Origin of the sequence: Enterobacter sp. 120016 (assembly GCF_018383635.1) — a bacterium.
GTDB lineage: Bacteria > Pseudomonadota > Gammaproteobacteria > Enterobacterales > Enterobacteriaceae > Enterobacter > Enterobacter asburiae_D.
Genome location: NZ_JAHAWC010000008.1, coordinates 186,164 through 199,150 on the forward strand (window position 1 = coordinate 186,164; position 12,987 = coordinate 199,150).

Annotated in this window: 9 protein-coding genes and 3 tRNA genes; 4 read left to right on the forward strand and 8 right to left on the reverse strand. The window is 56.2% G+C overall.

Annotated elements, in window-relative coordinates; all coding sequences use genetic code 11:
* Nucleotides 1-10: 10 nt before the first annotated feature.
* Both tsaE and nnr read right to left on the reverse strand, forming a co-directional pair.
* Nucleotides 11-472: a tRNA (adenosine(37)-N6)-threonylcarbamoyltransferase complex ATPase subunit type 1 TsaE gene (tsaE, locus tag KIF87_RS13940; protein ID WP_008502923.1), complete on the reverse strand. Its 462-nt coding sequence runs from the start codon at nucleotides 470-472 to the stop codon at nucleotides 11-13.
* Nucleotides 465-1,988, reverse strand: a complete 1,524-nt coding sequence (gene nnr, locus KIF87_RS13945) for a bifunctional ADP-dependent NAD(P)H-hydrate dehydratase/NAD(P)H-hydrate epimerase (RefSeq protein ID WP_213329044.1) — start codon at nucleotides 1,986-1,988, stop codon at nucleotides 465-467. The genes tsaE and nnr overlap by 8 nt, the downstream gene beginning before the upstream one ends.
* Between nnr and queG the strand changes: the two genes are divergently transcribed.
* Nucleotides 1,987-3,126, forward strand: coding sequence for a tRNA epoxyqueuosine(34) reductase QueG (gene queG / locus KIF87_RS13950; RefSeq protein ID WP_121424842.1), 1,140 nt, complete (start codon nucleotides 1,987-1,989; stop codon nucleotides 3,124-3,126). The two genes, nnr and queG, sit on opposite strands and share 2 nt — an antisense overlap.
* A 270-nt stretch (nucleotides 3,127-3,396) precedes the next feature.
* On the opposite strand, the gene KIF87_RS13955 is transcribed toward queG, so the two are convergent.
* From KIF87_RS13955 to orn, 4 genes are all read right to left on the reverse strand, one after another.
* Nucleotides 3,397-3,472 (reverse strand) — tRNA-Gly (locus KIF87_RS13955).
* A 36-nt stretch (nucleotides 3,473-3,508) separates the two neighbouring features.
* Nucleotides 3,509-3,584 (reverse strand) — tRNA-Gly (locus KIF87_RS13960).
* Between the two features lie 45 nt (nucleotides 3,585-3,629).
* Nucleotides 3,630-3,705 (reverse strand) — tRNA-Gly (locus tag KIF87_RS13965).
* Between the two features lie 196 nt (nucleotides 3,706-3,901).
* Entirely contained in the window at nucleotides 3,902-4,447 is a 546-nt protein-coding gene (gene orn / locus KIF87_RS13970; protein ID WP_023310130.1) for an oligoribonuclease, read from the reverse strand.
* 107 nt (nucleotides 4,448-4,554) lie between these two features.
* On the opposite strand from orn, the gene rsgA reads away from it, so the two are divergent.
* The 3 genes from rsgA (at nucleotide 4,555) to mscM (ending at nucleotide 10,016) form a co-directional block, all read left to right on the forward strand.
* The gene (rsgA, locus tag KIF87_RS13975) at nucleotides 4,555-5,607 is read left to right on the forward strand and encodes a small ribosomal subunit biogenesis GTPase RsgA (protein WP_023334242.1); all 1,053 of its coding nucleotides are present in this window, start codon (nucleotides 4,555-4,557) and stop codon (nucleotides 5,605-5,607) included.
* A 97-nt stretch (nucleotides 5,608-5,704) separates the two neighbouring features.
* A complete protein-coding gene (asd, locus tag KIF87_RS13980) occupies nucleotides 5,705-6,673 on the forward strand; it encodes an archaetidylserine decarboxylase (protein WP_033144458.1) in 969 nt (322 codons plus the stop codon).
* 19 nt (nucleotides 6,674-6,692) lie between these two features.
* On the forward strand, nucleotides 6,693-10,016 hold the full coding sequence (gene mscM / locus KIF87_RS13985; RefSeq protein ID WP_213329045.1) for a miniconductance mechanosensitive channel MscM: 3,324 nt from the start codon (nucleotides 6,693-6,695) through the stop codon (nucleotides 10,014-10,016).
* 37 nt (nucleotides 10,017-10,053) lie between these two features.
* Here mscM and yjeM read toward each other — a convergent pair whose 3' ends face one another.
* Nucleotides 10,054-11,553 carry a glutamate/gamma-aminobutyrate family transporter YjeM gene (yjeM, locus tag KIF87_RS13990; protein ID WP_213329046.1) on the reverse strand — a complete coding sequence of 500 codons (1,500 nt, stop codon included), beginning with the start codon at nucleotides 11,551-11,553 and terminating at the stop codon, nucleotides 10,054-10,056.
* 195 nt (nucleotides 11,554-11,748) lie between these two features.
* The gene (gene epmA / locus KIF87_RS13995) at nucleotides 11,749-12,726 is read right to left on the reverse strand and encodes an elongation factor P--(R)-beta-lysine ligase (protein WP_023334238.1); all 978 of its coding nucleotides are present in this window, start codon (nucleotides 12,724-12,726) and stop codon (nucleotides 11,749-11,751) included.
* Between the last annotated feature and the right edge of the window lie 261 nt (nucleotides 12,727-12,987).

Here is a 12,987-nt window from a genome sequence, read left to right on the forward strand (position 1 = left end):
ATCCCTACGCTTAACCGGCCAGTCGCGCCAGTAAGGAACTGCCTGATGAGGAAACAGCACTGATGCGTGCCTCACGCCCTTGTGCCTGGTAATCTAAGTGAATTTCGACATCCGGGTCAGGCAGCACACCCGCACCTTGTTGCGGCCACTCCACCAGGCAAATGGCGTCGTTGGCAAAATAATCACGGATCCCCATAAATTCCAGCTCCTCAGGATCCGCAAGGCGGTATAAATCAAAGTGGTACACCATGAGATTTTCAAGGGTGTACGGTTCGACCAGCGTGTAGGTTGGGCTTTTCACATTCCCGTTATGCCCTAACGCCTGCAAAAAACCCCGGCTGAAGGTGGTTTTACCCGCACCTAAATCACCATACAGATAAATGACGGTTGCCCCCTGACAGGCCTGCGCCACGCGCTTGCCGAGGTCTAAAGTGGCTTGTTCATCAGGTAAAGGAATCGCTCGATTAGTCATTTTCTACGTCAATCACATCCGGGTTAACAACACGCCGCAGCGTGCAAAAAAGATCGGTGGCCAGCATACCGCGTGTACCGTAGCGCGCGGCGAGTTTATCCGCCGCGACACCGTGGGCCACGCAGCCCGCACAGGCTGCATCATAAAGGGGAAGTTTCTGTCCAAGCAATGCGCCAATGATGCCGGAAAGCACATCGCCCATGCCGCCGCTTGCCATGCCCGCATTTCCAGCATCAATAATGCCCTGCGTCTCGTCACTGGCGACAACGGTTCCTGCCCCTTTCAAAACAGCAACACCTCCGTAACGTTTTACCAGACGCTGAGCAGAAAGTAAGCGATCGCTTTCAATTTCTGCCACGCTGCAGTTAAGCAGGCGCGCGGCTTCGCCGGGGTGTGGCGTCAGAATGCGATTGTGACGCTTATCCGGGTTTATTGCCAGAAGGTTAAGCGCGTCGGCATCCCACAGCATCGGTTTACGAAAATTCTCGACCTTTTGCAGGGCCTGTTTACCCCATGCCTGCTGCCCAAGACCCGGGCCAATTACCACCACATCCGCCCATTCAAGGCTCTCTTCAAGCGCCTGGGGCGTAAGCTCGTGCACCATCAGCTCCGGTCGGGCTGTAACGATCGGCGCAATATTCTCGATGCGAGTGAGTACTCGCACTAATCCGGCACCGCTGCGCAGAGCCGCTTCGCCGGTCATGCGAATCGCACCTGCCGTACCATGGTCGCCGCCAATAATCACCAGCCTGCCGTGATCGCCCTTATGGGACGTCGGCCGGCGCGGCGGAAGCCATGCAGCAAGATGCGACGCATCAAAACGCGCGATGCGCATTTCCTGCCCGGCCAGCCAGCTCTCCAGCCCCAGCGCATTGTGGTGCAGCACGCCAACGACGTCTCGCGCTTTACCGGTCAGTAGCCCTGGCTTGAGGGCGATGAAGGTCACCGTATGGGCAGCATGAATGACCGCCCCCGGCGTCGCGCCGGTTTGTGCAATCAGGCCAGAGGGAATATCCAGGGCGACTACCGGCGCGGAATGTCTGTTAGCGTGTTCAATAAGCGCGGCAATGTTCTCACGAGGCACACTGCGTAGCCCGGTACCCAGCAGACCATCAACAATCAGATCCACCTCTTCCGGCCAGACGATATCAGGCGCATGAATCACACCGCCCGCGTTAAGCCACGCCTCCCGCGCCGCGTCGGCCTCTTCCGGCAGCGGTTTATCGCTCTCCAGGGCCAGCAACGTCACGCGGATACCCGCCGCAACCGCCAAACGGGCGACGACGTAGCCGTCGCCGCCGTTATTGCCGTGACCGCACAGAATCAGCCAGTGGGCGGCCTGCGGGTACGCGCTGCGGGCAACGTTAAACGCCGCCTCACCCGCGCGCAGCATCAGTTCATAGAGGGTAATTCCGAGGCTGTCTGCGGCCTCTTTTTCGGCGCGCCGGAGGTCATCCGCATGCCAGATGGAATGTGGTATACTTGCGGGGTTTTTCTTCACCGTATGGTCCGTCATGTCACAGCCCCTCGATCTCAATGAATTAGCGCAAAAAATAAAACAGTGGGGTGCTGAGCTTGGCTTCCAGAAGGTGGGCATTACCGATACCGACCTTTCCGCCAGCGAGCCGAAACTGCAGGCCTGGCTGGACAAACAATACCACGGCGAAATGGAATGGATGGCGCGTCATGGCATGATGCGCGCGCGTCCTCACGAGCTTTTGCCGGGCACATTACGCGTCATCAGCGTGCGCATGAACTACCTGCCCGCCAACGCGGCCTTTGCGCGCACGCTAAAAAATCCCTCTTTAGGTTACGTCAGCCGGTACGCCCTGGGACGTGATTACCATAAGCTTTTGCGTAACCGTTTAAAAAAACTCGGGGAAACTATTCAGCAGCACTGTGTTTCGCTGAATTTTAGACCCTTTGTCGATTCTGCGCCTATTCTTGAGCGCCCGATCGCCGAAAAAGCCGGGCTTGGATGGACAGGTAAGCACTCACTTATCCTCAGCCGCGACGCCGGATCGTTCTTTTTCCTGGGTGAACTGCTGATTGATTTACCGCTGCCGGTAGACGGTCCGGTAGAGGAAGGCTGTGGCCGCTGCGTGGCCTGCATGACCATCTGCCCGACGGGTGCCATCGTAGAGCCTTACACCGTTGATGCGCGCCGCTGCATCTCCTACCTCACTATCGAACTGGAAGGGGCCATTCCCGAAGAGTTTCGACCGCTTATCGGCAACCGCATCTACGGCTGCGACGACTGCCAGCTGATCTGCCCGTGGAACCGCTATTCGCAGCTCACGGACGAAGAGGATTTCAGCCCGCGTAAGGCGCTGCATGCGCCGCAGCTCATTGAGCTGTTCGCCTGGACCGAAGCCTGGTTCCTGAAGGTGACGGAAGGTTCGGCCATTCGCCGTATCGGTCATCTGCGCTGGCTGCGTAATGTTGCCGTCGCGCTGGGTAATGCCCCGTGGGATGAAGCGAACGTGCGGGCGCTTGAAAGCCGTAGAGGTGAGCACCCACTTCTTGATGAACACATAGAATGGGCGATTGCGCAGCAAATTGAGAAGCGTAATGCCAGTGCGATCGAGGTGCAGCTACCGAAGAAACAGCGTCTGGTGAGGGTGATTGAAAAAGGGCTTACGCGGGATGCCTGAACTATTCACAGCCTGTGAATAAAATTACAAACTCAAGCGCCATCTGGGCTAGAGAAGAGGTCAAGTGATCTCACTAACATTTTGAAATGAAAATTTATCCATTAAATACAGCAATTTATATGGATACTATTCACCCTGCTAAGTTTTAACCCTGTTCAGGGTAAGCGCGGTTTCTGTGGATAACTCTGTTCACAAGAGTATTTCAGAGACAATAGAAAACGTCCCCAACGAGTTTCTTCGCTGTGGATACTTTAGAGATTAAGAAGAATTTGGAGCGGGAAACGAGACTCGAACTCGCGACCCCGACCTTGGCAAGGTCGTGCTCTACCAACTGAGCTATTCCCGCTTGGGTGGTCCGTGCTTTAGAAGCACTTTCAAATTTTGGAGCGGGAAACGAGACTCGAACTCGCGACCCCGACCTTGGCAAGGTCGTGCTCTACCAACTGAGCTATTCCCGCTTGGGTGTTCTGGTGCTGGGCGTATCCGGAGATACTTTCAAATTTTGGAGCGGGAAACGAGACTCGAACTCGCGACCCCGACCTTGGCAAGGTCGTGCTCTACCAACTGAGCTATTCCCGCAAATCTGTACTGCTTTTGTTGCTGTCGTAACGTGTAATTCTCTGTCGTTACGGGAGGCGCATTATACGAGAAATCCTTTTAGCTGCAACCCCCCTTAAAGCGATTTTTTCGAAATTAAGTTCAAATGCTTATTAAATCGGCAAGCTGAACAATTTAACGACAAAAACCCGGCCACGCAAGGCGCCGGATCTCAAAATCACAGCTTAATAAAGTTTTCGCGGTAGTAGGAAAGCTCCGCCACGGACTCACGGATATCGTCCATCGCCTGGTGGGTCCCCTGCTTTTTAAAGCCGTCGAGGATTTCAGGCTTCCAGCGACGCGCCAACTCTTTCAGGGTGCTGACATCCAGATAGCGATAGTGGAAGTAAGACTCCAGCTCCGGCATGTACTTAAACAGGAAACGGCGATCCTGGCCGATGCTATTCCCACAGATTGGCGATTTGCCTGCCGGAACCCACTGTTTCAGGAACTCAAGCGTCGCCAGCTCCGCCTCACGGTCGCCGAACGTGCTCGCCTTCACGCGCTCCACCAGGCCACTGCCGGTGTGGGTACGCACGTTCCATTCATCCATCAAAGCCAGCTGATCGTCGGACTGATGCACCGCAATCGTTGGCCCTTCAGCCAGGATATTCAGGTTGGCGTCCGTCACCAGAGTAGCAATTTCAATGATGCGATCGCGCTCGGGATCCAGCCCGGTCATTTCGAGATCGATCCAAATCAGGTTGTTTTCATCCGCGCTCATGTTATTTTCCACCCTTCTCGCATAACCGGCAGTAGCAGGTTAACTAGTATTAATTAGAGTGTATCATAGAGGTTTTGCCCCTTACGGGCGACCAGGAGCCAGCGCGATTGAGTAAAAATAAACTCTCCAAAGGGCAGCAGCGCCGCGTAAACGCCAACCACCAGCGCCGTCTTAAAACCACTTCGGAGAAGCCGGATTATGACGACAACCTGTTTGGTGAAGCGACAGAAGGCGTAGTCATCAGCCGTTTCGGTATGCATGCCGATGTCGAATCCGCCGACGGTGACATTCACCGTTGCAATATCCGTCGCACCATCCGTTCACTGGTTACCGGCGATCGCGTGGTCTGGCGTCCGGGTAAAGAGGCCGCTGAAGGTGTCACGGTTAAGGGCATCGTTGAAGCCGTGCATGAACGCACGTCGGTGCTCACCCGACCGGACTTTTACGATGGCGTAAAACCGATTGCCGCCAACATTAACCAGATCGTCATTGTTTCGGCGATTTTACCTGAGCTTTCACTCAACATTATCGACCGATACCTTGTCGCCTGCGAAACGCTGCAGGTTGAACCGATCATCGTGTTGAATAAAATCGATCTGCTGGATGACGACGGCATGGCCTTCGTGAATGAGCAGATGGATATCTACCGTAAGATCGGCTATCGCGTGCTGATGGTCTCCAGCCACACCAAAGATGGCCTTAAGCCGTTGGAAGAGGCGCTGACCGACCGTATCAGCATCTTTGCGGGCCAGTCCGGCGTGGGTAAATCGAGCCTGCTGAACAACCTGCTTGGCCTCCAGCAAGAGATCCTGACTAACGATGTGTCCAACGTCTCGGGTCTGGGCCAGCACACCACCACCGCCTCGCGTCTGTATCATTTCCCGCACGGCGGCGACGTGATTGACTCCCCGGGGGTGCGTGAGTTCGGTTTGTGGCACCTTGAGCCGGAACAAATCTTTAACGGATTTGTCGAATTCCATGATTATTTAGGCGCTTGTAAATACCGCGACTGTAAACACGATAACGACCCAGGCTGCGCTATCCGTGAAGCGGTTGAGAAAGGCGAGATCGCGGAAACCCGCTTCGAGAATTACCACCGCATTCTTGAGAGCATGGAAGACGTAAAAACGCGTAAAAACTTTTCTGATTCTGATAACTGACAACTAAGCTAAGCATCGCTAAAATCGTCCCCTTTTTTCAGGTTCCGGCGGCTTAACGCCGGATCAGGAACGACAAAACAATGGCCTGGAGGCTACCTTGTTAAACGCATTTAAACTTTCGCTTCAATACATTCTGCCAAAACTGTGGCTCACTCGCCTGGCGGGCTGGGGCGCAAGCAAACGCGCGGGCTGGCTGACCAAACTGGTCATCGACCTTTTCGTAAAATATTACAAGGTCGACATGAAAGAAGCGCAGAAGCCGGACACCGCCAGCTATCGCACCTTCAACGAGTTCTTCGTGCGCCCGCTGCGTGACGAAGTGCGCCCGCTGAACACCGACCCTAACGTCCTGGTGATGCCAGCAGACGGCGTGATCAGCCAGTTGGGTAACATCGAAGACGACAAAATCCTGCAGGCGAAGGGCCATAACTACAGTCTGGAAGCGCTGCTGGCAGGTAACTACCTGATGGCGGATCTGTTCCGCAACGGTACGTTTGCCACAACCTATCTGTCACCGCGCGACTATCACCGCGTGCATATGCCGTGTAACGGTATCCTGCGTGAAATGATTTACGTCCCGGGCGACCTGTTCTCCGTAAACCACCTGACCGCGCAGAACGTGCCGAACCTGTTTGCCCGTAACGAACGCGTCATCTGTCTGTTCGATACTGAATTTGGCCCTATGGCACAGATTCTGGTGGGTGCAACCATCGTAGGCAGCATTGAAACCGTCTGGGCCGGCACCATCACCCCACCGCGTGAAGGCGTGATCAAACGCTGGACCTGGCCTGCCGGTGAAGCGGAAGGCTCTGTGGCCCTGCTGAAAGGTCAGGAGATGGGTCGCTTCAAGCTGGGCTCCACCGTGATCAACCTGTTTGCGCCGGGCAAAGTGAAGCTGGCTGAACAGCTCGAAAGCCTGTCGGTCACCAAACTGGGCCAGCCGCTGGCGGTCTCTACCGAAACCTTCGTGACGCCAGATGCAGAACCTGCTCCGCTGCCACAGGAAGAGATCAACGCCGAGCACGACGCCAGCCCGCTGGTTGACGACAAAAAAGACGAAGGCTAACAACAGAAGGATCGCTGACGTGCGCCCGATTATCGTTCTACTGATGGCCTGGTGCCTCAGCATGGGGGCGTACGCAGCGACAGCCCCCGACGCCAAACAGATAACCCAGGAACTGGAGCAGGCAAAAGCGGCCAAACCCGCTCAGCCAGAGACCGTCGAGTCGCTCCAGGCTGCCCTGAACGCGCTTGAGGAGCGGAAAGGCTCTCTTGAGCGCGCTCAGCAGTATCAGCAGGTTATCGACAACTTCCCCAAACTCTCGCAGACGCTGCGCGCGCAGCTCAATAATCTGCGTGACGAACCGCGCGATGTTCCTGCGGGCTTAACCTCCGATGCGCTAAACCAGGAAATCCTCCAGGTCAGCAGCCAGCTTCTGGAAAAGAGCCGCCTGGCGCAGCAGGAACAGGAGCGCGCGCGCGAAATCGCCGACTCGCTCAGCCAGCTTCCGCAGCAGCAAACCGACGCCCGCCGCCAGCTAAACGAGGTGGAGCGCCGCGTGGGCACGCAGTCTGGCAATTCAGCACAAAGCCAGGCGCAAAATCTTGGGATTCAGGCTGAATCCGCCCGACTTAAAGCGCTGGTTGATGAACTCGAGCTGGCGCAGCTTTCTGCCAACAACCGTCAGGAGCTGTCGCGCATGCGCGCCGAGCTGGCGCAAAAGCAGAGCGAGCAGCTTGATGCCTACCTTCAGGCCCTGCGTAATCAGCTGAACAGCCAGCGCCAGCGTGAAGCCGAACGGGCGCTGGAAAGTACAGAACTGCTCGCTGAAAACAGCGAAAACCTCCCTGCCGGTATCAACGAACAATTCAGGGTCAACCGCGAACTTTCTGCCGCGCTGAACCAGCAGGCGCAGCGTATGGATCTGGTTGCCTCCCAGCAGCGTCAGGCGACCAATCAAACCCTGCAGGTGCGTCAGGCGCTCAACACCCTGCGCGAACAGTCACAGTGGCTCGGGTCATCAAACCTTCTCGGCGAAGCGTTGCGCGCCCAGGTCGCGCGCCTGCCGGAGATGCCGAAGCCGCAGCAGCTGGATACCGAGATGGCCCAGCTGCGCGTTCAGCGCCTGCACTTTGAAGATCTTCTCAACAAGCAGCCGCAAATCCGCCAGATCCGTCAGGCTGACGGACAGCCGCTGACCAGCGAGCAAAACCGTATTCTTGAAGCCCAGCTGCGTACCCAGCGTGAACTGCTGAACTCTCTGCTCCAGGGCGGGGATACGTTGATTCTGGAGCTGACCAAGCTAAAAGTCTCCAACAGCCAGCTGGAAGATGCGCTGAAAGAGGTGAACGAGGCTACGCACCGTTATCTCTTCTGGACGTCCGATGTGCGTCCGATGACCTTCTCGTGGCCGATTGAGATTGTCCAGGACCTGCGCCGCCTGATTTCACTGGATACCTTCAGCCAGCTGGGACAGGCCAGCGTGATGATGTTCACCAGCAAAGAGACCATTTTCCCGCTGCTGGGAGCGTTGATTCTGGTGGGCTTCAGCATTTACTCGCGCAGACATTTCACCCGTTTCCTGGAGCGTTCCAGCTCCAGGGTCGGGAAAGTCACCCAGGATCACTTCTGGCTGACGCTGCGCACCGTCTTCTGGTCGATTCTTGTCGCCTCTCCGCTGCCGGTGCTGTGGATGACGCTGGGGTATGGCCTGCGGGAAGCCTGGCCCTATCCGCTCGCGGTAGCGATTGGCGATGGCGTCACCGCCACGGTTCCGCTGCTGTGGGTGGTCATGATTTGCGCCACCTTCGCGCGCCCCAATGGACTGTTCATCACCCACTTTGGCTGGCCGCGTAACCGTGTGGCGCGCGCCATGCGTTACTACCTGATGAGCATCGGGTTGATTGTGCCGCTGATTATGGCGCTGATCATGTTCGATAATCTCAACGACCGGGAATTCTCAGGCTCGCTGGGCCGCCTCTGCTTTATGCTGATATGCGGGGCGCTGGCCATCGTCACGCTCAGCCTGAAACGCGCGGGTATTCCGCTCTATCTGGATAAATCCGGCAGCGGCGAAAACATGTTTAACCGGCTGCTCTGGAACCTGCTGCTTAGCGCGCCGCTGTTTGCGATGCTGGCAGCCGCGGTGGGCTATCTGGCAACCGCGCAGGCGCTGCTGGCAAGGCTGGAAACCTCGGTAGCCATCTGGTTCCTGCTTCTGGTGGTGTACCACGTGATCCGCCGCTGGATGCTGATCCAGCGCCGCCGTCTGGCCTTTGACCGAGCCAAGCATCGTCGGGCGGAGATCCTCGCCCAGCGTGCGCGGGGTGAGGAAGAGCCAAACCATGTGAACAGTACGGAAGGCACAACGGATGCGGACGAGGTCGAACTGGATCTGGATGCCATCAGCACCCAGTCCCTGCGCCTGGTTCGCTCCATCCTGATGCTGATTGCCCTCCTTTCGGTGATCTTCCTGTGGTCAGAGATCCACTCCGCGTTTGGCTTCCTGGAGAACATCTCTCTCTGGGACGTGACGTCCACGGTGCAGGGTGTTGAAAGCCTGGAGCCGATTACCCTGGGGGCGGTGCTGATTGCCATTCTGGTGCTGATCATCACCACGCAGCTGGTGCGCAACTTCCCGGCGCTGCTGGAGCTGGCGCTGCTGCAGCACCTGGATTTAACCCCGGGGACGGGTTATGCGATTACGACCATCACCAAATATCTGATCATGCTGTTTGGCGGGCTGGTTGGCTTCTCGATGATCGGTATTGAGTGGTCGAAGCTGCAGTGGCTGGTGGCGGCGCTCGGTGTAGGGTTAGGTTTTGGTTTACAGGAGATCTTCGCCAACTTCATCTCCGGCCTGATCATTCTGTTCGAAAAACCGATCCGCATTGGCGATACCGTCACGATCCGCGATCTGACCGGCAGCATCACGAAGATCAACACCCGTGCGACGACGATCAGCGACTGGGATCGGAAAGAGATCATCGTGCCAAACAAGGCGTTTATCACCGAGCAGTTCATCAACTGGTCGCTGTCAGACTCCGTTACCCGTGTGGTGCTGACGGTACCGGCACCGTCGGACGCCAACAGCGAAGAGGTCACCCAGATCCTCTACACCGCCGCTGAGCGCTGCTCGCTGGTAATCGACAACCCGGCGCCGGAAGTCTTCCTTGTGGATTTACAGCAGGGGATCCAGATTTTCGAGCTGCGTATCTACGCCGCCGAAATGGGACACCGTATGCCGCTGCGCCATGAGATCCACCAGCTGATTCTGGCAGGCTTCCGCGAGCACGGTATCGATATGCCGTTCCCACCGTTCCAGATGCGTCTGGAAAGCCTGGACGGGCGTAAAACGGGAAGAACGCTGACGTCAGCGACGCGTAAGCGCCCGGCGGGAAGTTTGTAACGCTGCTCCCCTCCCTTTCGGGAGGGGAATATTCCCGCTACGCCACTTCTGCGACGTACGCCATCGCGCGTCGACGGTAATTCTCATAAATCCCCATCGCCAGCAGCGAGAAGAAAATAGGCCCGCCCACCATCCACAGCGCGCTGTTCCAGTCGTTCGCCTCAATCACCGGCCGAATAATGGTGAAGATGTTGGCAAACGCCACCACCAGCACCACCACCGTGGTCGCCAGCAGCGTTGCCGCGCGGGTTTTAAAAATCACAAACGGACGTTCAAGATCCTGCTTCGCCTTAAAGAACGGGAACGCCAGGGTCAGGAACAGGTACGGCAGCGTCATCGACACGTTCGCCATCAGGGTCAGCTTGTTGTAAAACGCAGATGCCGTATCGCCGCCAAATGACACCAGCAGAATGAACACGCACACCAGCAGACACTGCATCCACATGGCGTTGGCAGGCATGCCTGCGCTATTCAGCTGGGTCATACGTGCTGGCCACAGCGCTTTTGGCGTACCCTGAATAATCGCTTTCAGCGGCGAGTAGATCAGCGTGAAGAACGCACCGGTATAGGCCAGGAACATCGACAGGCCGGTAATACGCGCGAACCAGACACCCATTACCGATGCCGCCTCGGGACTCAGGTTCATCGCCTGTCCCAGCGTCATCCCCAGGCTTTTCATCAGCACATAGGTGATGTTGCCAAGGTTAGTGGTGTTGTTGCTCAGCACCTGCTGCCAGTTGGTGCTGACGCCCCAGAGGAAAATAGCCAGCGAATAGCCAATGGAAATGACGATGGCGGCAAAAATAATGCCTTTCGCAAAGTTCTTTTCCGGGTTCTCCGTCTTATCGACCAGGCCGCCTACGGCTTCAATACCGCCGTAAGCGAAGATAGCAAACACCACGAAGGAGAGCATGGCGAGCCCGGACTGGTAGCTCGGATTTGGCGAGGAGGCAAAGTTCACCTCCTGCGCGAAATGACCACCGTTCAGGCACAGGATAGCGATGCTCGCCAGCAGCAGTACCAGATTCAACCCCATAACCGAGATCCCGCCCACGGCGGTAATCCGGGCAATTTTATTGATACCTTTAGACGCCACCAGGGTGACCAGCACCATCCAGCCTACCGCCAGAATCCCGACGACCTGCGTGGAGCTCAGCCCGGCTAAAGACCAGACCTGCGTTTTATCGGCACCGAAAAGAAACGTTGAGAACGGCACCCAAACTTTGGCCGCCGTACTGACCATCCAGACGACGTAGGATGAAAACCACATAAACGTGCCGATAAACGCATAGCGCGGCCCGACGCTGTTATTCATCCATGAGTAGATCCCGCCCTCTTCTTTCCGGTAAGCCGAGCCCATCTCCGCCATCATCAGCGCAAACGGGATAAAGAAAAACAGAGCAGAAACGATATAAAACGGCGTCGCGCTGTAGCCCATCAGATAGAACGCTGACGGGCTGTTGGCAAAGCCAAAGACTGAGGTAAATATCATCAGAATGAGCCCGGTGAGGGTCATCTTTTTGAGTGACTGGGACATAGAACCATCCGAAGAGGAATTAAACTGCGCGGATGGTAGCAGAAGACCAGACAAATATTGTGGCTATGCGGGGCAAATTAAGAAAAAGACCTGTGTATAGAGAATGTGGCAGTTTTTAATGTTGTTGTGCGGAAATGGAAAGGTTAATTGACAGGAATGGTAGGCCGGGTAAGCGCAGCGCCACCCGGCATTTTATTAGGCGCGATCGACCGTAAAGGCAATCACATCGCCAAGCTGCTCTGCACCCAGGGCCAGCATCACCAGACGGTCAACGCCCAGCGCCACGCCGGAGCAATCCGGCAGACCTGCTTTCAATGCTTCAAGCAGATTAACATCAATAGGCTGCTGCGGCAGACCGCGCGCGGCGCGCTTGCGGTTATCCTGCTCGAAGCGCTGCTGCTGCTCGCGGGCATCAGTCAGTTCGTGGAAGCCGTTCGCCAGCTCGATGCCTTTGTAATAGACCTCAAAACGCTCTGCGACACGATGATCTTCGGTACTGATCTGCGCCAGTGACGCCTGGCTTGCCGGGAAGTGATAGACAAACGTCGGGCGATCTTTGCCAATCTGCGGTTCAACGCCAAAAGTGAACAGCAGCTGCAGCAGCGTGTCGCGATCCTCTTCGGTATCCGCCACGTTGCTCAGATCCAGTTTTGCCGCCACTTCGCGCAGCTGGGCTTTGTCCGCCGACAGCGGATCGATTTCCAGATGGCGCTGGAAAGCCTGCTGATAGGAGAGCGTTTCGGCTTCTGAGCATTCCAGGACCTGCTGCAGCAGATCGTCCACCTCATTCATCAGGCGGTACATATCATAATGCGGGCGGTACCACTCCAGCATGGTGAATTCCGGGTTGTGATGACGACCCATCTCTTCATTACGGAAACTGCGGCACAGCTGATACACCGGACCACACCCCGCTGCCAGCAGGCGTTTCATGTGGTATTCCGGGCTGGTCATCAGATACAAATTCATGCCCTGAGAGTGGCCGGGGCCAACAAAACGGGTTTCAAACGGGACCAGATGAATATCCGTTACCGTTGCCTGACTCATGCACGGCGTTTCCACCTCCAGGACTCCGCGGTCGGCAAAGAAACGGCGGATCTCCGCCATAATTGCAGCGCGTTTTAACAGATTAGGGATGGATGCGCTCGGCTGCCAGGTGGCCGTTTCGCTCATGAGTTGTTCTCCGATTTCAGACAAGGGCACGAAGTCTACTCGTTAGCTGGGGCAGAGACAAATTTTGCGCAGTAAAAAAGCGCATTTCATTTAGGTGGGCAATTACGTGACGTAATTCATCAATCTTCATGATAAATCGCCTGACAGAACAGCAAAAAAATCGAACACGTCAAATTTCCCTGACATCTACACGGTTATACTGTTTTACCCATAAAGGAGCAGTGGAAACGCTTTCGCAATCGTCCTTTTGGACGGGTGAAC